Genomic DNA, 23896 nt, shown 5'->3' on the forward strand with positions numbered 1-23896 from the left:
GTACAAAGTCTGGGCTGACAGCAAAGCGGTGGGCTAATTGACGAATTGAGCCTTCACCTTGATTGTAAAGACTGACAATCTTTTGGCGCAAGTCGCAGGAGTAAGGTCGCATCGAAAGAGAGAAAATCGGTTTATTCTGTTCCCTATCAGTGTACTGAGCAAACTTGCACACTGCTATAGGATTGAGGCTGCTGATGCAGTAGGCGTGAGTGGTAGATTCTCGGTCAAGCCTGTGATAGTTAGTTTGTACTAAAATTCATAATACGGCTAATGCCTTATTAAGGCAATATCCCTAGATTTAGAGAATCAAAATAGGGAGTATAAGCAAGTTGCCTTATACTTAGCCAAATAAGTGCCTAAACCAGCAAAACCACAAATCAGGGTCTACATCACCGAGGAAACCGATCGCCTACTTAAAGCGATCGCAGGTATTAAGGATTCTTCAGTGAATGCGATCGTGAATGAGGCGATCGATCGCTGGTTGGAGGAAGCCGAGCAAAAAGAAATTGTTGAGAAGTTCAATCTTGATCGACTGGATGAGATTAGCTAGCAAAATAACGGAATGATAAGGGAAAGCTAGCACCTGCCGCCTGTAGCGTCTACTGGGGGGGGATGAAGCGCAAACGGCTTGTTTTGGGAGCGACGTGAATGATCACTGGTGAGTTGAGGTCGAAGGTCGATAAGCTGTGGGAGACGTTTTGGAGCAATGGGATCAGCAACCCGCTTTCGGTGATTGAGCAGATCTCTTATTTGCTGTTTATCAAACGGTTGGATGACCTAGAGCTAACGAAAGAAAAGAAGGCGCAACGACTCAACCGACCCGTAGCAGCCCCCATTTTCTCAGGGAAAAACGATCCTCGTCGCTGGTCTTTTTTCAAGAATCTAGACAACCCGGATGAGAAACTGCGGGCTGTGCGAGATGACGCCTTCCCGTTTATCAAGCAGTTGAGGGGAGAGGCAGGGGATAACACCTATGCCCATCACATGAAGGATGCGATCTTCCTCATTGCAAATCCGGCGTTGCTGGCAAGCGTGATTGAGCAGGTTGATAAGATGCTGACGTTGTTGGATCAGCAGGCGCAGGTATCCCAGGATCAGTCCTATGTGGATTTGATGGGCGATCTGTATGAGTACATGCTGTCGAAGCTGACGCAAGCGGGACAGAATGGGCAGTTTCGTACACCGCGACACATTATCAGAATGATGGTGCAGTTATTGGAGCCAGGACCGAGAGAGATTGTGTGCGATCCGGCGTGTGGCACAGGCGGCTTTTTGGTGGCGGTGGCGGAGTACCTGCGTGACCAAAAGGACAGTGAAGGCAATGCGGTCTTGAATGCGCCAGGAAATCGGGAGCACTTCAACCAGGAGATGTTTCACGGGTTCGATTTTGACGCGACGATGCTGCGGATTGGCAGTATGAACCTGATGCTGCATGGCATTGAGTCGCCCAAGATCGAGGCGCGAGATTCGCTGTCAGAAGATCACGCCGCAGTGGATGAGGCGTTTACGATGATTCTGGCGAATCCGCCGTTTAAGGGGTCGCTGGAGAAGTCTACGATCGCCAAAGACTTGACCAAAATCGTCTCGACGACCAAGACGGAGCTATTGTTTGGGGCGTTGTTTCTGCGGCTGTTGAAAAAGGGCGGCAGAGGGGCAGTGATTGTGCCAGATGGGGTACTGTTTGGTTCTTCGACGGCACATAAGGCACTGCGGAAGGAACTAGTAGAAAATCACAAGCTGGATGGGTTGATCTCGATGCCATCGGGGGTATTTAAGCCCTATGCCGGTGTGTCTACTGCGGTGCTAATTTTCACCAAAACGGGGGCAGGGGGAACGGATTTCGTCTGGTTCTATGACATGGAGGCAGATGGTTTATCGCTAGATGATAAGCGGCAGACTGTGCAGCAGAATGACATTCCTGACCTGTTGCAGCGGTGGAAGCGACGGAACCCTGAAATAGACACTAGCCGCGCTGCGAAAGCGTTTTTTGTGACGAAGGCTGAGATTGCTGCCAATGGCTATGATCTCTCAATCAACCGCTACAAGGAGGTGACCTATGAAGAGGTGCAGTATGAGTCACCGAAGGTGATTTTGCATAAGTTGCGATCGCTCGAAGATGAAATCCGAGCAGATCTGGATGCGTTGGAGGAGCTATTAGGATGACGTTAATTTCTTCTCCTTGGACTGAGATATCTCTTGAAACGGCACCCTTAAAGATTATTGATGGAGATCGAGGAACAAACTATCCTAAACAAACTGATTTTTTTGATTCTGGTTACTGCCTTTTTCTAAATACAGGGAATGTCACCAGTTCAGGTTTCAATTTCTCGAATTGCAACTTCATTAGCCAAGAAAAGGATGCAGCTTTAAGAAAAGGAAGACTGCAAAAGTATGACGTTGTACTCACGACAAGGGGAACAGTCGGGAACACAGCTTGGGTCAATGAGGCAGTTCCCTATCCCGTTATGAGAATCAACTCAGGGATGGTCATTTTGAGACCTGACACTGAAAAAATACTTCCTGATTACATATATTTCTTCTTTAGATCACCCAAATTCCAGGATCAAGTTAATGCTCTAAGGTCTGGTTCTGCACAACCGCAGTTGCCAATTCAAGTTCTCAAAAATATAAAGCTTCCCCTCCCCCCGATCGCCGAACAACGCCGCATTGCTGAAATCCTCGATCGCGCTGATGCAGTTCGACGGAAACGACAAGAAGCGATCGCGCTTACTGAGGAATTGTTGCGATCGGCGTTCCTGGAGATGTTTGGCGATCCGGTCGCAAATTCCAAAGGTTGGAAAGTTTGCCAATTAGATCAATTCTCAGATATTCAGTCAGGCATCGCGAAGGGGAAAAAAATTGATCCTTCTAAGGCTATCTCTGTGCCTTATATGCGTGTTGCTAACGTACAAGATGGATACCTAGATTTATCAGAAATTAAAGAAATTCAGATTTTACCAATAGACCTGAGTAGATATTCTCTAAAACAAGGCGATCTACTTCTGACTGAAGGAGGCGATCCTGATAAATTGGGGCGAGGAGCAGTTTGGTATGGAGAAGTTCAGCCTTGCATTCACCAGAATCATATTTTCTGTGTACGACCTGATAAAAGCGTAGCGGATCCAGAATATCTGTCAACATTGATAGGGAGTAATCATGGGAAAAGATACTTTTTGAAAGCAGCAAAGCAGACAACTGGAATTGCCACAATCAACAAAACCCAATTGCGAAATTTCCCGGCACTTTTACCTCCACTGACTCTACAGCAAAAATATAATCAGCTTGTTTTATCAATTCGTTCTATGCGGAAGAATGTAGAAGATGTGAATGGACAAACTGACAACCTCTTCAACTCTCTTCTCCAAAGAGCCTTTCGGGGCGAGCTTTAACCGTCCCGCCCCAGCTAACCGTTATCCTAAAAGCAAGCTCAAAACCATGACTCAGCCCTGAGGAAACCCGATGATCGCCTCACCCCAGCCATCCCTCAGCCCTGAAGCATACCTTCAGATGGAAGAGAACAGCCCCGTCAAACATGAGTACATCGACGGGGAAGCCTACGCTATGGCAGGCGCAAGCGACCCTCACGTCACCATTGCCGGAAATCTGTTTGCGCTGCTCCGTAGCCACGTTCGAGGGACTGGTTGTCGCGTCTACATCGCAGATATGAAAGCGCGGCTGGAAGCGCTGAATCGCTTCTACTATCCCGATATTCTGGTCACGTGCGACCCTCATGATCAGGAAAACACCACTTACAAATGCTTTCCCAAACTCATCGTTGAAGTACTTTCCGACTCTACAGAAGCCTTTGACCGAGGCGACAAATTTGCCGACTACCAGACACTAGACAGCCTACAAGAATACGTCTTGATCAGCACCAAACGTCAGCGCGTCGAATGCTTCCGTCGCAACGAAGCAGGGCTATGGGTGTTGCAGTCTTACACCGCTCAACAGAACTTTCGGCTGGAAAGTATCAACTTTGAAGGGGCGATCGCAGACCTGTACGAAGATGTCACGTTTGCGATCGCTTAATTCTTCCGTGTTAAACGGGCATCCATGCTAGTGTCAACTGCATCAGCAGAAAAACCACCAGAAACGTCATCACTTGCAATAAGAGCAAGCCAAGCAGCCCTCCCACTAAAGTCGGCATTCCTACCAGCCAACCTAACGCGCACAAGGCTGAGGTAAACGCCGCACCACCAAATAAGCCAAACAGTGATCCGCCTGCAACCGCTAAGGATAGCGCTCCAGCAGGTACTGCAAAGCTTGCAACTAGAGCGGTACTGGTCGCGATGGAGTTTTTAATGATCATTTGGTTAGCCCCTTTTTTTCAATGCCGATGTTTCCAAACTCTAAGGCAAGCTCTCAGTAGATTAAAACGTTCCTATGTCAATTTTGAGACTGACACTGCTCAATCAATACATAAATTCTGAGGTTTGGCAGGCAGAGCATTTGCGCTTAAAGGTGGGCAAGTTTCCGATCATTCGGTTTTGATAGAGAAGTTTGGGAATGTTTAATTAAAAGCCCTTAGTGGAGATTGAGATGGCGTCAAACTTCGACTTCTTGAGCGATCGCTATCCTAAGCTCTTTGAACACGCTTCCCATGCCGAACGTCTGGTTCACACGGCTCCTCGCGCCAGTTGCTTCTATGCCCGCTTTACCCTGGAGCAAGCCGTCCATTGGCTTTATGCCAACGATGCCTACCTTCAACTTCCCTACGAAAACAACCTGGCAGCCCTGATCCACGAGCAGACCTTCAAAGACAACCTCAATCCCCCTAGCCTGTTCCACAAAGTCCGCAACATTCACAAAACAGGCAACATCGCCGTTCACGACTCGACAGCCATCACCGATCGAGACTCCCTCTTCATCGTTCAAGAACTCTTTCACTTCCTCTATTGGCTCTGCCGCTACTATGCCAAAGATGGCAAAACCCTCCCTACCCTAAGCTTCGATCTCACCCTTGTTCCCCAACCACAAACCGCCAAACAAGATCTCTCCCTACCACAACTTCAGGAACTCAAAACCCTGCTCTCCCAAGCAGACGAGATGCGTCGCATTGCCGAAGAACGGCAACAGCAAACCGAACAACAAATTACATCCCTGCAAGCTGAGGTCGCAGCACTCAAACAGCAGAACGAAACCGTTCCCGATACCCACGACTACAAAGAAGCCGATACCCGTCGCTATCTGATCGATGTCCTACTCAAAGAAGCGGGGTGGAACATTCATCAGCCCAGATGGACAGAATACGAAGTCCAGGGAATGCCCAACTCAACGGGAAAGGGCTACGTGGACTATGTGCTGTGGGGAGATGACGGCAAGCCCCTCGCCCTAGTCGAAGCCAAACGCACTACCAAGGACCCCAAAGAGGGCAAGCGCCAAGCCGAACTCTACGCTAATTGCCTCGAAGCCCAATTCGGTCAGCGTCCCCTCCTCTTCTACTCCAATGGCTACGAGCATTGGCTCTGGGATGACCAAAGCTATCCACCCCGCAACATCGAAGGTTTCCTCAAAAAAGACGAACTCGAACGGCTGATCTTTCGCCGCACCAGTCGCAAACGACTTCATCTGGTGCAAACCAATCCAGCGATCGTTGAGCGCAGTTACCAGACCGAAGCAATTCGCCGCATTACCGAAGCTTTTGACCAGAAAAAGAGCCGTAAAGCCCTGCTGGTGATGGCAACTGGCACCGGAAAAACCCGAACAGCGATCGCCCTAGTTGACCTCCTGATTCGCGCCAACTGGGTCAAACGAGTTCTGTTTCTCGCCGATCGCAATGCCCTCCTGACTCAAACCTTCCGCGCCTTCAAAACTCATCTCCCGACCGTTACCCCGATCGACCTGACCAAAAATAAAGATATTGAGGGTGGCAACGCCATTCTCTCTACCTACTCAACGATGCTCAACTTCATCAATCGGGTAGACGGAAACGGACGCATTATCGGTCCAGGATACTTTGACTTAGTGATTGTCGATGAAGCACACCGATCGATCTACAAAAAATACAGTGTTTTGTTTGAATACTTCGATGCCCTGCTAGTAGGTTTAACCGCGACTCCCCGCGATGAAGTTCACCGCGACACCTACCGCATTTTTGAACTGGAAAAAGGCAATCCTACCTTTGCCTACGAACTCGAAGATGCGACTAAAGACAGACACCTTGTTCCTGCCAAAGGCATAGACGTACCCTTCAAATTTCTCCGCAAAGGCATTCGATACGTTGACCTCCCACCTCAGGAACAAGAGGAATACGAAGAACGCTTTCGAGATCATGAAACCGGAGCCATTCCCGATCAAGTGAATGCAGCAGCCCTGTACCGTTGGCTGTTCAACATCAACACCGTTGATCAGGCGTTAGAACTGTTGATGCAGCGGGGGCTAAAAGTTGAGGGTGGCGATCGCCTCGGCAAGACCATCATCTTTGCCCGCACGCAAAAACACGCCGAGTTTATCGTTGAACGATTCGATGCCAACTATCCTCATTACAAAGGTAAGTTCGCTCAAGTCATTCATAGCGACATCTCCTACGCCGAGAGCATCCTAGATGATTTCTCAAATGCTGCGAAACAACCGACGATCGCCGTCTCTGTCGATATGCTCGATACCGGTATTGATGTGCCCGAAGTGGTCAATCTGGTCTTTTTCAAACCCGTCTACTCACAGGTCAAATTCAACCAGATGATCGGGCGTGGCACTCGCCTCTGCCTCAACCTCTTTGGGATAGACGACCATAAGACCGAGTTCCTTGTATTCGACCTTTGCGGCAATTTCGATTTCTTTCAGCAAGCGATTCCCGAAGCAAACCAAAAGCCCCCCGAAACCCTCACCAGCCGTCTCATTAGATCACGCTTAGAACTGACTCAGCTTCTCAACCAGCAGGAAACCTCTGACCCTGAAAGGACTGAACTCCGATCAACCCTCCTGAATGATCTCCACCAGCATGTGGCGACAATGGAGCCGGAAAACTTTTTGGTGCGTCGCCACCTTCAACAAGTTGAGGAATTCTCGAAGCGCGAGCGGTGGGAGCAGCTGAGTGAAGAAGATTCCGAGATAATCGCAAGCTCCCTATCTACCCTCCCCAACAAGCTTCCCTCTGAAGATCGCCTGTCCAAGGAGTTTGATCTGCTCTGCCTCAAACTGCAACTCTCAATCCTAAAACGAACCAATGACTTTGTTCGGCTCCGCGACCAAGTGCGAGATCTGCTCCACCAGCTTGAAACCAAACAAGAAATTCCGATGGTCAAGGAGCAATTGCCCCTGATTGAAGAAGTCCAAGCAGAAGATTGGTGGACAGACGTAACTCCCTGGATGATTGACTATGTGCGAATTCACCTGCGCGATCTCATTAAGTTTATCGACCGCCAGGAACAGCGCATCGTCTACACCGACTTCGCCGATGAGATGGGAGACGTACAGCTTGTGGATGTGCCCAATCGACAAACAGGCTTCAGCCCTTATCAATATCGAAAGAAAGTTGAGGCCTACATTCAAGCCAACGAGAATCATGTCGCGATCGCCAAGCTGAAGCGCAATGTCCCCCTTACGGCGTCCGATCTAGAGTCCTTAGAGACCATGCTCTTTAGTGCTGCCGAAATCGAGAGCCGAGCGCAATTTGAAACGGTCTTTGGCAAAACGTTGAGCCTCAAGCTCTTCATCCGCCAACTTGTTGGGCTAGACCGCAACGCCGCCAAACAAGCCTTTGCGCACTACCTGGAGGGAACCCACTTCAGCGCCAACCAGATCCGTTTCATTGAAACCATCATTGATTACTTGACGCAAAACGGCGTGATGGACCCCGGACAGCTCTACGAACTGCCGTTTACTGAAGCCCATCCTGATGGTCTTGATGGCATCTTTGATGATGATGATGCCGACCAAATTGTAACGCTTGTGCGATCGTTTAATGAAACCGTCGAAGCAGCCTTTGGGGCAGCCTCGTGACACTACCTACCTACGACCAATTTATGTTGCCGCTACTTAAGCTTGCTGCTGAAGCGGGAGAAATACACCCAATCGCAGGATTGCGAGAGAAGCTGGTTCAACAATTCGGCATTACGCCAGAACAGCGAGCCGTTCGGCTACCGAGTGGGCAACAATCCGTCTTTGATAATCGCGTGGGTTGGGCCAACACATACCTGCGTAAAGCTGGTCTCATCGAACGTCCGAAGCGGGGTTACGTCCAAATTACTCAACGTGGGCGGGAGGTTCTGGCTGAAAGTCCAACCGCGATCGATAATCTCTATCTCCAGCGCTTTGATGAATTCCGTGAGTTCAGAGAACGATCTGCCACTGAAGAACCCCTCGCTATCACTCCCAACGCTACACCAGCCTCAACTACAACCCCGGAAGAGACCATCAGCAAAGCCATTGGCATTCTCAACGCTGAATTGCGGGATGAACTGCTCGATAAGGTTAAACAACTTACCCCTGAACACTTTGAGGGACTGGTCCTGAGACTGCTTCATGCTATGGGTTATGGTGGTAGCCTCAAAGATGTCGAAGGCGTTCCTCGTGGTCCCGATGGTGGTATCGACGGCACTATCAAAGAAGACAAATTGGGGCTGGATGTGATCTACATTCAAGCCAAACGCTGGGAGAATTCGATCGGCAGAGAAAAGATTCAAGCCTTTCAAGGGGCGTTAGCGGGCGTTGGTGCCCGCAAAGGCGTGTTTATCACGACCTCCAGTTACACCCAGCAGGCGATCGCCTACGCCGCCCAACTCAGAGACAGCAAAATCATCCTGCTTGACGGTCAGAAGCTGACTCAATTCATGATCGAGCACGATGTCGGAGTCAGCATCAAAGAAACCTTTCACCTCAAACGCCTCGACGAAGACTTCTTTACGGAAGTCGATTTCTAACCACAGCCATCTCCGTGGTCAAAGCTTGCCAAATTACAAACCGTTAGACTCCTCATTTTTTCCGAGGCTTTTGGTGATACATCTCCCGCAGCACTCGCAAATATCCTGGTTCAGACTCGATCGTGATCCAGATGTGATGTGCTAAAGCCAATCTCTGTTTATGCTTCTCACTAGGAGTTCTCTGATGCTCGCCTTGGGAAAACCAGTGGTTCACAGTCGTTAGCGAGCAGTCACAGATAAAGGCCAGCTCCTCTCGCGATACAGCCCAGTTTTTCAGAAATTCGTCAAGTTCCATCGGCTCTTTTTTAGCAAAGCTGAAGATGTAGCTATGTTGTCTCTCAGTGTGAGCAAGCCTGACTCAAAGAACCAGAGACATAGCTCAAATAACTTGTCATCTGACAAGTTCTAAGTTATTGTACTTCTACAGAGATTAGTACATAAATACCATTCTCGTTGCATCACAAATAAGCAGTCAAGCAAAGGCGTGGTTTCTTCCCCTAATTCCTTATTAAAACCAGGAAAAGCTCCATGAGTCTTACCACTATCCAATGCCGTCTTGTAGCCGATGAAGAAACACGCCGCCACCTGTGGCACTTGATGGCGGAAAAGAATACTCCTTTGGTTAATGAGTTATTAGACTTGGTTAGTCGGCATGACGATTTTGAAGCATGGCGTCGAAAAGGCTCACTCCCTGGAAATGCTGTCAAGCTGCTGTGTGACCCAATTAGACAAAAGCCACCCTTTGAAGGGCAGCCTGGTCGTTTCTATAGTTCAACAATCCGCATTGTGCAGCAAACTTATGAAGCATGGCTAGCATTGCATCGCACGAAACAAGCTGCTTTAGATGGGAAGAAGCGATGGTTGCAAATCGTCGAGAGTGATGCTCAATTGGCAGCAGTCAGCGCTTTTACGCCTGAAGTTATCTGTGCGAAAGCGCGCGAGATTTTAGAGCAAATTTCTGCTGCATCCCATTCATCTCACCCTGTAGCAGTTAAGCCGAAAAAGAGTCGCAAGTCTCAGAAAGCTGCGGTCGGTGCTTCAACCATCAGCTCACTGTTTGAACGATTTCATACAACAGATGATATATTGAGCCGTCGTGCAATCATTCATCTGCTGAAACATGGCTGTCAGGTAAGAGAGGAAGAAGACCCTGACAAATGGGTGCAACGCTTAGCCAAAAAGCGTATTGAAATTCAGCGCTTAGAGGAGCAGCTTAAGGCGCGGCATCCAAGAGGGCGAGCAACGACTGAACAAGACGCTGAAAGGCAAAGACTAAAGGCTATTTGCTTACCAAAGCATCCTGGTTTAATGTGTGCGATCAACCTTACTTGGGCCTTGCTTTGCGATCCAATTCTCTCCGCTAAATACATACATTTCGTCTTCACTTTCTTGTTGAAGCGGGTTTGCCAGTTTGAGGAAGCTCGAATCCATTTTGAATTTTTTGATTGGGAAGAAGATTTCGCTACTAATCGGCTAGAGCTAGTGCGCTCGCCAAAGTCAATTCCTTATCCAATTCTCTATGGTGCCGAAGATTTAATCAGATGGCATAGAAATGATAAGGGTCGCATTTGTTTAAGCTTCAACGGTCTTGGCAAATATATGTTTGAGGTCTACTGCGATCGCCGACAGTTACTTCTGTTTGAACTCTTTTTAAAAGATGGGCAGACTTTCACAGCGAAGGAGAATAAAAAACAATACTCTGGCAGTAAGCTTCTCCTGCGAGAAGCATCCCTCCTGTGGATAGAACCAAGTAAGTCCCTAAGCAAAAGGAAACTTTTCCGCATCAAAAGGAATCGGATTAGAGCGCAGCGATCAGGTGCAGGCAGCTTACAAACCTGTGAAGAAGACTCTGAACCCTGGAACCGCTACAGACTAGCTTTACACTGCACGTTTAATGCTCATGCTCTTACACAGGAAGGTACGAAGAGAATCTGTCAGGAAAAATTAACGGCAAGAGACAAAGTACTCGAAAAGTTAAACCAGCAGAGTGAGTCTGATTTAGAGCAAACCCAGACATTACAGCGTGAACGAGTAAAGCAGGAGCGACTTGAAAGCGCTAAAGACTTCCGACGGTCAGATCGTGCACTTTATAGAGGTGATGCAGACGTTTTAGTCGGTGTGAGTTTTAACCTTGCTGACCCGGCAACTGTAGCAATTGTAAGAGGCAGTACTGGCGAAACCTTGGCTTACCGCAGTCTTCGGCAGCTTTTGGGGCAAAATTACAAGCTACTGAATCGCCAAAAACAACAGCAGCAGCAGCACGACAAACAACGTCGTAAGAACCAGCAACGAGGGTTATCGACACAACTATCAGAGTCTGAGTTGGGGCAATATGTTGACCGTCTGATCGCCAAGGCAGTCATTACTCTAGCAAAACAATTCAAGGCTGGTAGCGTTGTTCTTCCCAACTTAAAAGGTTTACGAGAAAGAATTCAAAGCGAATTAGCGGCTAAGGCCGAACAAAAGCACCCAGGCAATCGAGCCTTACAGAGTTCATACGCAAAAGATTACCGGAGGCAAGTTCACCGCTGGAGCTACCAGAGACTAGCCCAAAATATTCAATCCCAGGCTGCTAAGGCAAACATCACCGTTGAGATCGGACAGCAACCACTTCAAGGCAGTGCTCAAGCAAAAGCGCTAGCTTTAGCGATCTCAACCTACCATGCTCGACAGCTTTCTCAAGCGTAGCTTTTCTGCACCTTGAAAATTTAATAGGACTATCGTTAAAACAGCGCCGCAGTTTATGCTCTTCGGAGCCTATGTACTGTGTAGCGGGGGTCAGGTTTACTGCTATTAAGGCAGATGCTTTCCGGCCCTGGTAGCTGTCCGTCGTTTGGGCCGCCATCTCGCAGTCAAGCTGCATGTAGATGGGAAGCTGTCTCTGAGAAGTTCCTTTTCAAGGTATAGCATAGTTGCGCTACCGGCTACGATCGACAACGCTCTACCCTCTGGCAACAGGGTGGTACAGATATGCACTTGTGGCAGCTACCGAATCGCTCTCCAAGCAAGGAGAGAACTCTCTCAACATTTTTTGGCAAACCGAAGCGAGGGCAAAAACCCTGGGGGTTTTGCCAAATCCATGAATCCATTTGCTGGTTGGGATTGCACAAGTTTGTGCCCAATCAAGGAGGACTTCAAGGAGTAATTTGATAGACCTTGTAAGAGAGGTTTGCCAAAACGCAACCTGAAAAGCCTTCAGTAAAAGGATTCTAAGCACTGGGAGTTGCGACAGCCCTCTCAGTCATGGGCGGGTTGAAAGGGATGTGTGGCACGACAAATTCGATGAGTTCCCAGTAGTTGCGACAGCCCTCTCAGTCATGGGCGGGTTGAAAGTCAAGTTTCATCCTGATGCAATGATCGCCGTCGATGGTTGCGACAGCCCTCTCAGTCATGGGCGGGTTGAAAGCAACGAGCGATCGCCCTCTTCTTACACTCCAGGCACGGAAGTTGCGACAGCCCTCTCAGTCATGGGCGGGTTGAAAGACATCTCCGTTTGCTATGCCTGTGGCGGCATTCTGGTTCGACAGCCCTCTCAGTCATGGGCGGGTTGACAGGAGGTATCGCTAAATCGTAGGACAATCCTAGATTAATTAAAGATTGTTAGAGAGAGTTGAAAGGAGCGCCTGCCTTACAACGGGATAAGCACAGGTAACAGAGCCGATGGCAATAGAAGCTAAGAAAGAAATGACAGCTAATCTGTCGGTTTTTGACAGCTAATCTGTCGCCACGGACAAATAATTTGTCGCTCTACTCAACAACATGGGCAGTACAAGATTCGAACTTGTAACATCCTGCTTGTAAGGCAGGCGCTCTACCGTTGAGCTAACCGCCCGAAAGATGCGCATTGGGCACAGTTAAATATATTAGCAGATACCTGCACATTTGTTGCTGACTTTCTCTAATTTCGGTAACCGTTTCCGCTAATGCTCTGAAAACTAGCAATCGACCAGGCAATTTGTCGCTTTCGGTTTAGTCAGTGCATTTGTACCTGCTACGATGCTGAAAGCATTGTCTGCCTGTCTCCATCATGCCTTCTGGTCGGACTCATGACAGCATTACCCTTTGGAGTCTGCCGCTACTTGCTGGGTTGACCTTTGCACGCACCCAAAGCAGCAGTCTGACGCTGTTTGTTTCGGGCAGCTACCTTTTTAGTGGGCTGATGTTTGGTCCTGATTTGGATGTGTACTCCCACCAGTACAAACGCTGGGGACTGTTACGCTGGATCTGGTTGCCCTATAGACGCAGTATGCGGCATCGATCGTTCTGGTCACACGGTCCTATTGTGGGAACAGTGGTGCGGGTCGTCTATCTGTTCATCTGGGTAGGGCTATTGGGCACTGGAGGAATTGTTGTCGGTGCGATCGCCGTTCAACTCATGAGCCAAACGAACGATTGGTTTGCTCTCGCGCAGCAGTGGTGGAGCAGCAGTATTAGCTTTCTAGAACGAACATCGCAGCAGTACCCGATGGAAGCGATTGCGATCGCTATTGGGCTTGAACTGGGCGCGATGAGTCATGCCCTCTCTGATTGGACGCTGTCAACCTATCGACGTACGTTTAAGCGTCCTTCCAAAAAGGCTGCAACCGTCCGGCAAGGCCCTAGGCCATCGACGGCTTCGCCCTTTGAAGGCAATGGTGCAAAGCCGTCCTCCATTGCGGAGCGATCGCAGCCAGTAATACCGTCTTCGCCTACATACCGCGAACCACAGTTGCCACCCTTTGAGCGGCGGAAGGATGAGGAGTGAGAAAGTGAAGGGGTGAAAAAATTTACTTATGACGCACTGAGTCCTATCTTTACGCTCACCTAGGCTCGTGGCTCGTTAAAGTAAGAAGGCATCAGTAAGGGTTGATTGCATGACTAATTCTGAGCGGTCTAATTCGGAACCGTTAGCACAACAGGCAGCCATGCTGGAAGCGGTGCAGCAGTTGGTGGCAGTCGTGGCAAAGCTACGATCGCCCGATGGTGGCTGTCCCTGGGATCTTGCTCAAACACCAGAAAGTTTGGTTCCCTACGTGATTGAAGAAGCCTACGAAACGGTGGAAGCGATTCAAAGCGGTGACCCGGTGGCAATCCGCGAAGAGCTAGGCGACCTCCTGTTGCAGGTTGTGCTGCAAGCACAAATTGCCAGCGACGCAAACCAATTTAGCCTGACAGAGGTTGCACAGGGTATCAGCGAGAAATTGATTCGTCGTCATCCTCATGTGTTTAGCACTGTCACTGTGGAGACAATGGATGATGTGTACCGTAATTGGGAGCAGATCAAGGCGATCGAAAAAGGGGAAGATCCCAACATTGCACCGCCTCTAAGCAAAAAACTGAGCCGCTATGCGCGATCGCTGCCGCCGTTAATGGCAGGTATGAAAATTTCGCGCAAGGCGGCTGAGGTCGGTTTTGAGTGGGAATCGATCGACGGCGTGTGGGCAAAGTTTCAAGAAGAACTAACCGAATTCAAGGAAGCACTGGCTACCACTGACAAAACCCACCAGGAAGCAGAACTCGGCGATCTCCTCTTCACCGTTATTAACCTTGCCCGCTGGTATGATCTTGACCCCAGTGCAGCCCTACAAGGCACTAACCAACGCTTTATCCAGCGTTTAGAACAAATGGAAGCTGTCGCCGATCGTCCCCTTTCTGGCTACAGCCTGGAGCAGCTAGAACAACTTTGGCAGCAGGCAAAGGCACGGTTGAGAGGAGAGGGGTAAAAGGCAGAGGGCAGAAGGCAAAAGGCAGAGGGCAAAAGGCAGAGGGCAGTCACTAAAGCTCCTGTCACCAAGCACTGCTCAAAATCATCTACTGTTCACTGCTAGCTAGTTCACTGATCACTGCTGACTCACTCAAAACTGCTACCCCATCACCTTCTTAATCCATCACCTCTTCACCCCATTACCTTTTCACCTCCTTACCCCAGCACCTTTTCACCCCATCACCTCCTCACTCCATTACTCCGCCTCACCCAATGCCCAAACAGCGCCTTGATCTCTTGCTTGTCGAACGTGACCTTTGCGATACGCGGCAGAAGGCGCAGCGGCTCATTCGGGCTGGAGAGGTGATGGTGAATCAACAGGTGGTGGATAAGCCAGGAACGGAGATTGATCTGCTGGCAAAGATTCAGGTGCGGCAACGATCGCCCTACGTCTCCAGGGGTGGCGAAAAGTTGGCAAAGGCGATCGACCATTTCCCGATTTCAGTTGCCGGACGCATCTGTTTGGATGGTGGCATTTCGACGGGTGGCTTTACAGATTGTCTGTTGCAGGCTGGCGCGCAGCACGTCTATGGGGTCGATGTTGGCTATGGGCAAGTTGCCTGGAGCGTGCGGCAGGATCCGCGTGTGACACTGCGAGAACGGACGAACTTACGTCATCTCACATCAACAGATTTGTATGGCACCGATCGCCCCGCAGACTTGGGCGTTGTCGATGTCTCGTTTATTTCGCTGACAAAAGTGGTGGCTGTCTTGTGGCAACTGCTTCAACCGCCCCGCGAGGTTGTGCTGCTGGTCAAGCCGCAATTTGAAGTGGGACGTGCCCTAGTGGGCAAAAATGGTGTGGTGCGCGATCCCCAGGATCAGGCAATGGCAATTTTGCAGGTTTTGCAAGCGGCTCAAGCGATAGGCTGGGGCTATCACGGTGTCACATGGTCGCCGCTACTGGGTCCCGCTGGCAATATCGAGTATCTGCTGTGGCTAAAGGAGGGCGAACGATCGTTAGAGTTGTCAGCACCAGACAAGTCGCTGGAGCCGGACATGGCGATCGCGCCTGCACAAAACCATGCTATACCGTCTCCTGATCTAAAAGCCCTCAAACAAGTAACCCTTGCAGCCCAACAAACGTTAAACGCTTAGGTCGTTGTCCTATAAGTGGTGGCTGTCATACTCAAAGGAACCAGTATTCGCATCGGCAACGGCTTAAATACTGATGATAATGGTGTCTTTCATGGTCCATTAGAGGTTGGCAACAACCTGACCATTGGAGACGATGCGATCCTCTTTCGCTCGAAGGTTAGTAATGATGTCACCATTGATATGGGCGCGATCGTCGTTGCTGTCACGCTGCCAGATAATGCCAAGGTTCCCGATGGAGCCGTCATCACTACTCAAAAGCAAGCTGATGCTTTGAAGGCTTAAGGCATCTGCTACAAGCCAATGTCCTTAATGAGGCTTTGCTCTAAAGTTACGCCGATCGCGTCATGGCTGAGGGAATACGCCAGAGTTGCTCCAAGCGGCTGGCTGGCATAGTGAGATACAGAACATCACCAGCGCTAAGGCAAACCTCTAGCAGCTCCCAGCCGTGAATCGCCTGACTATGGGTTTCCATATAAAGCGGCACAAAATCGGCAGCGATCGCCGCTTCCTGCACCCGCCGACCACAGAAGGGATGACTCGGCGTAATCATCGTTGCCAGCGCGACCCAGAGGCTATCGGCGGTCATACCATTCCCTAGAATGCGCCCACCCAGCGCGGCGGCGGCAAAGGCAGGCGCAACCAACTCTGCGGGGCTAAACACTGCATCAAACTCAAACACCCGTTGCGCCATCCAGGCAAACTCTGGGTCTTGGTAGCGCACGATCACTGAAGTCGTGGGGTTGAGACTTTTGCCATTCAGGGCAATTTCTAAATTCACTGTATCGTTGCTAGTGACGGCTAGCAGCGCGTGTGCCTGTGCAAAATTTGCGGCTTTGAGAGCGGCTGGCAGCGTAGCATCGCCTTGAATAACGGGAATTTTCATTGCCCGGATAGTAGCGAGAAAGCGGCAATTTTGATCGTGCTCAATGACCACGACTTCATGTCCACAACGGTGGAGGTGGCTCACAATCTGCACACCTACGCCACCCAACCCACAGACAACAAAGTGGTTGCGGTATGGCACCCGAGCTGCATCCCAAATGTGATCAAACCGGGTGCCCAGAACAAAATCATTCAGCAGCGCGTAAGAAATACCAATGATGGCTGCACCGACCAACATGGTGATCACGGTAAAGAGCTTGAGATCATCGGGAGCGGTTTCTAAGCCGATGTCGTTGCCGCCTGCTCCGGTGATAATGCCTACTGAGAAATAGAGCGCATCGATCGGATTGGTATGCAGCACAGAAGAGGTGTAAATGCCGGCGCTAATCAGAATCATCACCAGCAGTAGCAGCGTGCCGGCTAACAAGGCTCGACTGTGTTCCCGCAGATATTTCAGCCACAGCGCCAGCTTGGCTAGTCTTTGTTTCAGCGAGCGTCGAGCTACACGTACGCTCGGTTTGGTGCCAATAATCAGTCGATCGCCCGACTGGAGGCGATACCCCCGCAGCATCGCTGATACTAAATCCACCTTGCTATCAATGGGTAAGTAATAGATCAGCATGCGATCGCGATCGTCCCACAGGTCACTAAGTTTGCGCCCCCGCCAGGGATGGTCGTCTTTGATATGCTCTTCGTGAATGGGCCAGGTTTGATTGAACAAGTGCAACTGCCCGATCGCGGCGTTGCCTAATGCCGCAAACACAAAAATGGGTGCTGCCAGCGCAGCCACACTCATGCTGATGTGATCGGGCAAGGTTGTATCCAACCGATCGCCTAGACTCGTGTTAAACAACCGATTGATAATGCGAATGCGAGGATTCAACACTCGCGCCTGCATCAAGATTGCTAGATTCAAACCATCGTCGCTATCTGCCAGCACCAGCGTTTGCGCATCCCGGATACCCGCCTGAATCAAGGTTGTAGCTGCCCGCAGATCGCCCACAACAATACCCTCCGGGTCACCTGCGATCGGTCGATTGTGAATGCCCACCACAAGCGCCCCCTGCTGTCTAAGCAAGCAGAGAATTTTGTACCCGGTCGCACCCAAGCCACAAACGATAATATGTGGTTTCATGCCTGAGACAGCTGATGCAGCATCGAATGATTAAAGAACAGTGCTTCATTCTCGATCGCACCTGACATCAGGACTGTAGCTGAAAACACCGTTACTATTAAGAAAGGTAAACCCCCTTACTCCTCATTCCCATGTCCTACTACGTTATTTACGACGGTAAATGCAACCTCTGCACTACGCTCGTTCAACTGCTTGAGACGCTGGATCAGGGCGATCGATTTCAATACATTCCCATGCAGGATGAGCCAGCTCTTAGCGAGTTTGGCATTACATCTACAGACTGTGAGCAAGGCATGATTTTAATCAATACAGCGGCTCCAGAACAGCGCTGGCAGGGCAGTGATGCGGCTGAAGAAATTGGGCGACTGTTGCCGTTAGGTGATGTCTTTGTGTCTGCCTATCGGGCGTTGCCGGGAGTTAAGTGGACGGGCGATCGTGTCTACGCGCAAATCCGCGACAACCGCTATACGCTCTTTGGCAAACGCGATCAAACCTATCAACCGCGTTACCCTGCTGCCTGCGTGTCCGATCACTGCCGCTTATAAGTTCATCGTGCTCCGTCAACCTTCTACGGCAGCCACGGATATTGTCGGAAATCGGGCGATCGCTTTTCTAAAAATGCCTGTTTGCCTTCTGAGCCTTCCTCGGTCATGTAGTAGAGCAGCGTGGCGTTTCCGGCGAGTTCTTGCAAGCCTGCCTGCCCGTCACAATCAGCGTTGAAGGCGGCTTTGAGGCAGCGAATGGCGATCGGGCTTTTCTCCAGAATTTCCTGTGCCCACTGGATGCCCTCTGCTTCTAGCTGCTCAACTGGCACAACGCAGTTTACCAAACCCATCTCTAGTGCCTGCGTTGCCGAGTACTGACGGCAGAGATACCAGATTTCCCGCGCCTTCTTCTGCCCTACGATGCGCGACAGATAGCTGGCACCAAAGCCACCGTCAAAGCTACCCACTTTGGGTCCCGTTTGCCCAAAAACCGCGTTGTCTGCCGCAATGGTGAGGTCACAGAGAATGTGGAGGACATGACCACCACCGATCGCGTAACCTGCAACCAGCGCAATGATCACTTTGGGCATGGAGCGAATGAGCCGTTGCAAGTCCAGCACGTTTAGCCGGGGCACACCATCCTCGCCCACGTAGCCTGCCTGACCGCGTACGCTTTGATCGCCACCCGCACAAAACGCATACTTACCATCGGTATGAGGACCCGCACCTGTAAACAGCACCACCCCAATCCGCGAATCTTCACGAGCATTCGCAAAGGCATCGTAAAGTTCAAACACCGTTTTGGGACGGAAGGCATTGCGCTTGTGGGGACGGTTGATGGTGATTTTGGCGATCCCATCCGCTTTGTGGTAGAGAATGTCTTCGTAGGTTTTGACAACTTGCCAGTCGATTTGCATGGAGGGGAGGGGGGTAAGACGAGAGTGATGAAGGATGAAAGTTTTGAGTGGCGCTTGTGCCGTGTGGCTAGAAAGCTTTGAGTTGATTCTGACCGCTGAAAGCTGATTGCTGATCGCTACCAACTAAATGCTGATATTAGCGGCAAATGTACCTAAGTGCTGCTGTCGCCATTGGGCATCGGCTTTGCGATCGGTACAAATTTCTAAGACCCGAATCCCTTTGGTGGGCAGCGGGTTGAGCCGTTGTTCTAGCTGTTGCCAGCTTGTGATGCGCTCATGTTCGACTCCATACGTGGCGCAGAGCTTGGCAAAGTCGATCGTTTGTGGTGTGGCAAAAAAGGACTCAAAGGCTGGATTGTTTTGGGCAATCGGCAGCATCTCGAAAATGCCGCCACCATTGTTGTTAATCAGGACGATCGTCAGGTGTCCCGCAAAATGCTGGCGCAACAAAAAGCCGTTTGTATCGTGCAACAGCGCCAGATCGCCTGTGAGCATCACACTACTTTGCTGTCGATGGGCAATGCCCAAGGCGGTAGAAAGCGTGCCGTCAATGCCATTTGCACCTCGATTGAAGCATGGCTGCACTCTAGAATTTCTTGGTGCCCAGAAAAACTCGACATCCCGCACAGGCATACTGCTGTTGATGAACAACGACGTTCCAGGCGGCAGCACTTGAGAGAGCAACCAGGCAGCTTTGCCCTCAAACAGCGCGTCTGTCTCACACATTGTTTGGTCTACAGCCTGCCTAACTTTGGTTTCCACGACACGCCAGCGATCGAGATGAGGGTTGATCGTCTGGGTTTGCGGGGGCAGTGACTGAAGGAGGGCTGCAATCGACAGCCGCAGATGCGTCGTTCTGCCATGCAGTGGATCGAGGTTACGTCCCTCAGGATCAATGATCCACAGACGCGGCTGCATCTTTTCTAACCAGGCACGAAGCTGCTTGCTGGTCGGCATTCCACCAATGCACAGCACAGATTCAGGAGCAAGTTTTTCTGCCAGCGCAGGCGATCGCAACATTAAGTCATAGGTTGTGATCAAGTTGGGATTGAGGTCGGCATAATTTCGTAGCGGCGAAAGTCCTTCTGCTAGAACCGGATAGCCGAGGGTTTGGGAGAGTTGGGCGATCTCACGACAGTAGTCCTCTGGCGCTTCGGGTTGTGCTACGCCTGCGATGATGATGCCGTTGGAGGGAAAGGGAGGAAGGGGGGAAGGGGTAAGAGAGTGACGAGGTGATGGAGTGATGGGGTGATGGAGTGATCGGGTAGAAGCGAGGGGAGTGATGGAGGCGAAGAAGGCTTCGGGGTTGAAGGTGGAGGCGATCGCTTGGGCAGAAGGCTGAGGGATAGGGGCAAGGGGGTCGCGGAAGGGCAGGTTGAGGTGAACCACTCCGGGCACGGGATACAATGCTTTTTCCCAGGCATGGATGAGGGTTTGCCGGAGATAGGCGAGCATGGGTAGTTCCAGCGATGGCATTGCCAGTTCCGTTTGCCAGTTAGGAAAGGTGCCATAAAGCTTATGCTGGTCGATCGCTTGACCCGCATTACAATCACGCAGTTCGGGCGGACGATCGGCAGTCAGAACGAGTAAGGGCACACCGCTTTCCTTCGCTTCAATGACAGCGGGATAAAAATTTGCGCCTGCGGTGCCAGAGGTGCAGAGCAGCACAACCGGGCGATGGCTCTGACGGGCAACGCCGAGTGCAAAAAAGGAAGCTGATCGCTCGTCGAGCACGGGAATCGCTTCGATGTGGGGATGATTGGCGAAGGCGATCGCAAGGGGTGCCGAGCGAGAACCGGGGCAGACGATCGCGGTGGTCAGCCCTAACCGAGACAGCGTTTCCGCCAGAATCGAAGTCCAGACCAGGTTGGTATTCGTGAAATCAAGAGGCATGGGAATGCTGAGAGTAGGCACATAGCCTAACGCATCATACGTCCGGGTCGATCCCTTGCGCTCTCAGTAATGCGGCTAACCGTTCTGCTCTCTGGCGTTCTTGCTTCAGTTGATTCTCTGCTTGCTTTAGTTGATGCTTACTCTGGCGGCTCTGTAATGCGCCAGTAAATACTCCTGTCCTGACCCATGCAGTAATGCGCGTCGGGATGCAGCGCGTCTAGCGTTGACGTAATGGAGTCGGAGAGCAAGAGGCTTTGTGGGTGCTTCAGAGAGTTTTTCACAAACATACCGTCCGACTCTGGCAGTTGAGTGTCGTCGGGTCACTTAATCGCTGCATTGGGCAGTTCTGCGAAAGAAGTCAGGGCAGTAGGGGCGATCGCGTCTTCTTCAGTTTAGACTTTAGCTCTACCTCACGTGCGTAGCTTTCCAGAAGCTAAAAACTAAAAAGCCTAATCATTTAGACTTTAGACATGGTTGATAAAGCACTGAACGATCTCCTGACATTGTGGGTGACGATCGAACCGATTGGAACAGTTGTTCTTTTCGCTACACTGTCGGCACATCTACCTCAAGCGCAGCGTCGTAAAGTCGCGCTTAAGGCTGTTTTGTACTCCACAATTATTCTATTGGGGTCGATTGTAGTAGGACAAATAATTCTGTCGGCAATGCAAATTCGGTTAATTTCTTTGCAAGTTGCAGGCGGTTTGATCTTGTTCTTGTTTGCCTTGCAAATGGTTTTTGATTTTTCGCATGAACGACCAGCAACGCCTGAAAAAGGTCACGACATTTCGGTTTTTCCGTTAGCGGTGCCGTCTATTGCAGGAGCAGAAGCAATCATGGCTGTGGTTCTGCTGACCGATAATCACGTTTATTCAATCTCATCACAGTTCGTAACAGCTTGTGTTGTTGTATGCATTATGTCCGTTACCTATGGATTAATGCTGCTGGCTGAACCAATTTTACGGATCATCGGCAAGAACGGTGCTGCAATCTTAGAGCGTGTTACAGGCATGATTTTAGCTGCACTGGCTGTCGAACTCATTATGGAGGCGATTGGTGTCCAACGATGGATCAATTAGGAATTAACAAGCGGTAAACCAAGGTGCGGCACCCAACTACCTACAATCTGCTCAAGCCTCTTTCCCTTCCACTGGCGGATAAGCTTGGTCGTTAGGAGTCCGGAGCTAGGAATCGGAAGTCAAAAGAAATGAGAGTATCAGTACGTAAAGATCCCCAACTTCTACGACGGAATGGGTTTTCGGCTAAGTTTTAACTAGAGGTCGGGGATCTAAACGCTCTCAAATTAACGCCTGCAAAAGCGCTTGAAGTTTGAGCTGCACTTCTGCTAGTTCGCGCTCTGGGGCTGAGCCTTCCACAATGCCTGCGCCTGCAAACAGTCTGGCAGTGCAGCCATCAATCAAAGCCGATCGAATGCCAACGGCAAATTCACCATTACCGTGATGATCAACCCAGCCGATCGGCGCGGCGTAGAGCGATCGCTCAAAGGTTTCGTAGCGCTGAATGTAGTCACAGGCAGCAGCGCGAGGCATTCCGGCAACGGCAGGCGTGGGATGAAGGGCTGCTACGACATCAAGCAGATGAGTTTCGGCAGGCACTGTGGCATAAATCGGTGTTTGTAAATGTTGAATGTTGGACAGTTGTAACAGGCGCACAGGCAACGATTGGGGGCTCAAGCCCAGCTGAGCAAGCTGTTGGCAGATAAACTGGCTCACAACCCGATGTTCGTGGCGTTCTTTGACGCTCTCTAAGAGGCGTTTTGCCAGGGCAGCATCAGCGCTAGTGGTTTTGCCACGGGGAGCCGAACCCGCTAACGCACCCGTTTTGAGCTGACCATCTCGCACGCTGACCAGTCGTTCTGGACTGGCACCGATAAACTGCTGCCCCCGATCGTTGCTGGTGGAAAATAGATAGCAACCGGGATACAGCTTACGAAGATGATGCAGTGCCGCGATCGCATCAAACGGTAATGGTGAGGTGACATCCACCGCATGAGCCAGCACAATTTTGTGAAACGTTGCCTGCTGAATGTCGGTCAAGGCAGCCTGTACCGCTTGCTTAAAGTGTTGGGTCGTGGCAACATCACGCCGTGTCAGCAGGTCTTGATGCTCAATCGCCGGTGTGATTAATTCATACCGAATCGCTCGTATAGATTGCCATGTTTGCCAGAGTCGATCGACCGTTTCTTCTAAGTTTGTCGTGGCACAAAGCACGACATTCGCTACAACCAAACAATGCGATCCGCTTCTAGAAATTTGCCACTCTGGTAGAAAGATGGTTGCTGCTGGAAACGCTGGTTTACGATCAGAATCCTGATCAAAAAATGTGAAGCTACAGAAGAAATGGGGACCGGCTAACGGTAAGTGAGCCGGTCCACAAATGGCAGTCTGAGCCAGCGTTGAGCGGATAAACTGCTGGGCCGCCGTAAAGCGTTCTGCACCGTTAATCGTGAACTTGGCAGCAGAGCCGATCGCGGCGATCGCCACTCCTTCCTGCGGCTCACCTTCTTGCCCAAACGCTCGTTTTTCCATATAGAAATTGAGCTGCTGTGGTTCTGCAAGCGCCTGAAAGACAACCAGCGGATCAACCGCATCTATTGCCATTGAAAGGCTCACAATCTGCGGCTGGATTCTCTCTTTTGAAATCTGTTTATAGCGGTTTAGAAAATGATGTAATTCTCTACGAGTTTGAAACAGATGAGTGCAGCGAGGGGTAACGGTCATGGGAAAGCAAGAGGGATTGGGGAGTGGGGAGGCAGGGGGAGCAGGGGAGAGCTTCTAGTTCCTGGCTCCTGGCTTCTGACTCCTTGATTCTGACCCCTCACCCCTCACTCCTTAGCCAAAATATTGCGAATCTTAAAGTCT

At 50.5% G+C, this 23896-nt stretch carries 18 protein-coding genes, 1 tRNA gene, 1 pseudogene and 1 CRISPR repeat array; of the genes and pseudogenes, 13 read left to right on the top strand and 7 right to left on the bottom strand.

Translation table 11 applies throughout. From position 1 onward, the window contains the following. The first annotated feature begins 352 nt into the window (after positions 1 to 352). The 4 genes from H6F76_RS05790 (at position 353) to H6F76_RS05805 (ending at position 4029) form a co-directional block, all read left to right on the top strand. On the top strand, positions 353 to 550 hold the full coding sequence (locus H6F76_RS05790; RefSeq protein WP_190506688.1) for a hypothetical protein: 198 nt from the start codon (positions 353 to 355) through the stop codon (positions 548 to 550). A 98-nt stretch (positions 551 to 648) separates the two neighbouring features. Further along, positions 649 to 2163, top strand: a complete 1515-nt coding sequence (locus H6F76_RS05795) for a class I SAM-dependent DNA methyltransferase (RefSeq protein ID WP_190506690.1) — start codon at positions 649 to 651, stop codon at positions 2161 to 2163. Further along, entirely contained in the window at positions 2160 to 3389 is a 1230-nt protein-coding gene (locus tag H6F76_RS05800) for a restriction endonuclease subunit S (protein ID WP_190506692.1), read from the top strand. Before H6F76_RS05795 ends, H6F76_RS05800 begins: the two co-directional genes overlap by 4 nt. Before the next feature lie 70 nt (positions 3390 to 3459). Then, positions 3460 to 4029 (top strand): Uma2 family endonuclease, encoded by a 570-nt coding sequence (locus H6F76_RS05805; protein WP_190506694.1) that lies wholly within the window; start codon positions 3460 to 3462, stop codon positions 4027 to 4029. Between the two features lie 10 nt (positions 4030 to 4039). Here H6F76_RS05805 and H6F76_RS05810 read toward each other — a convergent pair whose 3' ends face one another. Then, positions 4040 to 4309 carry a hypothetical protein gene (locus H6F76_RS05810; protein WP_190506696.1) on the bottom strand — a complete coding sequence of 90 codons (270 nt, stop codon included), beginning with the start codon at positions 4307 to 4309 and terminating at the stop codon, positions 4040 to 4042. 230 nt (positions 4310 to 4539) lie between these two features. Between H6F76_RS05810 and H6F76_RS05815 the strand changes: the two genes are divergently transcribed. The 3 genes from H6F76_RS05815 to cas12k all read left to right on the top strand — a co-directional run bounded on the left by H6F76_RS05815 (position 4540) and on the right by cas12k (position 11549). Then, complete coding sequence (locus tag H6F76_RS05815) at positions 4540 to 7941, top strand: DEAD/DEAH box helicase family protein (protein ID WP_190506698.1); 3402 nt, start codon at positions 4540 to 4542, stop codon at positions 7939 to 7941. Next, positions 7938 to 8861 (top strand): restriction endonuclease, encoded by a 924-nt coding sequence (locus H6F76_RS05820; protein WP_347275982.1) that lies wholly within the window; start codon positions 7938 to 7940, stop codon positions 8859 to 8861. The genes H6F76_RS05815 and H6F76_RS05820 overlap by 4 nt, the downstream gene beginning before the upstream one ends. A 528-nt stretch (positions 8862 to 9389) precedes the next feature. Continuing rightward, positions 9390 to 11549 (top strand): type V CRISPR-associated protein Cas12k, encoded by a 2160-nt coding sequence (cas12k, locus tag H6F76_RS05825; RefSeq protein ID WP_190506700.1) that lies wholly within the window; start codon positions 9390 to 9392, stop codon positions 11547 to 11549. A 534-nt stretch (positions 11550 to 12083) separates the two neighbouring features. Next, a CRISPR array of direct repeats spans positions 12084 to 12415; the repeat unit is 37 nt; unit sequence GTTGCGACAGCCCTCTCAGTCATGGGCGGGTTGAAAG. A gap of 206 nt (positions 12416 to 12621) precedes the next feature. Here cas12k and H6F76_RS05830 read toward each other — a convergent pair. Then, a tRNA-Val gene (locus H6F76_RS05830) sits at positions 12622 to 12693 on the bottom strand. Positions 12694 to 12888: 195 nt separating this feature from the next. Here H6F76_RS05830 and H6F76_RS05835 point away from each other — a divergent pair. The 4 genes from H6F76_RS05835 to H6F76_RS05850 all read left to right on the top strand — a co-directional run bounded on the left by H6F76_RS05835 (position 12889) and on the right by H6F76_RS05850 (position 15984). Then, positions 12889 to 13605 carry a metal-binding protein gene (locus tag H6F76_RS05835; RefSeq protein ID WP_190506701.1) on the top strand — a complete coding sequence of 239 codons (717 nt, stop codon included), beginning with the start codon at positions 12889 to 12891 and terminating at the stop codon, positions 13603 to 13605. A gap of 109 nt (positions 13606 to 13714) precedes the next feature. Continuing rightward, positions 13715 to 14563 (top strand): nucleoside triphosphate pyrophosphohydrolase, encoded by an 849-nt coding sequence (gene mazG / locus H6F76_RS05840; RefSeq protein WP_190506703.1) that lies wholly within the window; start codon positions 13715 to 13717, stop codon positions 14561 to 14563. Positions 14564 to 14817: 254 nt separating this feature from the next. Beyond that, complete coding sequence (locus H6F76_RS05845) at positions 14818 to 15702, top strand: TlyA family RNA methyltransferase (RefSeq protein WP_190506705.1); 885 nt, start codon at positions 14818 to 14820, stop codon at positions 15700 to 15702. Between the two features lie 18 nt (positions 15703 to 15720). Further along, positions 15721 to 15984, top strand: coding sequence for a hypothetical protein (locus H6F76_RS05850; protein WP_199321951.1), 264 nt, complete (start codon positions 15721 to 15723; stop codon positions 15982 to 15984). A gap of 46 nt (positions 15985 to 16030) precedes the next feature. Here the strand turns inward: H6F76_RS05850 and H6F76_RS05855 are convergent, their stop codons facing one another. Then, positions 16031 to 17719 carry an NAD-binding protein gene (locus H6F76_RS05855; protein ID WP_190506707.1) on the bottom strand — a complete coding sequence of 563 codons (1689 nt, stop codon included), beginning with the start codon at positions 17717 to 17719 and terminating at the stop codon, positions 16031 to 16033. 131 nt (positions 17720 to 17850) lie between these two features. Between H6F76_RS05855 and H6F76_RS05860 the strand changes: the two genes are divergently transcribed. Next, a complete protein-coding gene (locus tag H6F76_RS05860; RefSeq protein ID WP_190450972.1) occupies positions 17851 to 18264 on the top strand; it encodes a DCC1-like thiol-disulfide oxidoreductase family protein in 414 nt (137 codons plus the stop codon). A gap of 23 nt (positions 18265 to 18287) precedes the next feature. Here H6F76_RS05860 and menB read toward each other — a convergent pair whose 3' ends face one another. From menB to H6F76_RS29635, 3 genes and pseudogenes are all read right to left on the bottom strand, one after another. Further along, on the bottom strand, positions 18288 to 19121 hold the full coding sequence (gene menB / locus H6F76_RS05865) for a 1,4-dihydroxy-2-naphthoyl-CoA synthase (protein ID WP_190506709.1): 834 nt from the start codon (positions 19119 to 19121) through the stop codon (positions 18288 to 18290). Between the two features lie 123 nt (positions 19122 to 19244). Continuing rightward, entirely contained in the window at positions 19245 to 21014 is a 1770-nt protein-coding gene (gene menD, locus H6F76_RS05870; protein WP_190506711.1) for a 2-succinyl-5-enolpyruvyl-6-hydroxy-3-cyclohexene-1-carboxylic-acid synthase, read from the bottom strand. Positions 21015 to 21154: 140 nt separating this feature from the next. Then, positions 21155 to 21301: pseudogene (locus tag H6F76_RS29635) on the bottom strand (Uma2 family endonuclease); the annotation flags it as partial. 183 nt (positions 21302 to 21484) lie between these two features. On the opposite strand from H6F76_RS29635, the gene H6F76_RS05880 reads away from it, so the two are divergent. After that, a complete protein-coding gene (locus H6F76_RS05880; RefSeq protein WP_190506713.1) occupies positions 21485 to 22093 on the top strand; it encodes a MarC family protein in 609 nt (202 codons plus the stop codon). 219 nt (positions 22094 to 22312) lie between these two features. Here the strand turns inward: H6F76_RS05880 and H6F76_RS05885 are convergent, their stop codons facing one another. Then, positions 22313 to 23755, bottom strand: coding sequence for an isochorismate synthase (locus H6F76_RS05885; protein ID WP_190506715.1), 1443 nt, complete (start codon positions 23753 to 23755; stop codon positions 22313 to 22315). Positions 23756 to 23896 lie beyond the last annotated feature (141 nt).

The organism is Leptolyngbya sp. FACHB-321 (genome assembly GCF_014695975.1).
GTDB lineage: Bacteria > Cyanobacteriota > Cyanobacteriia > Leptolyngbyales > Leptolyngbyaceae > Stenomitos.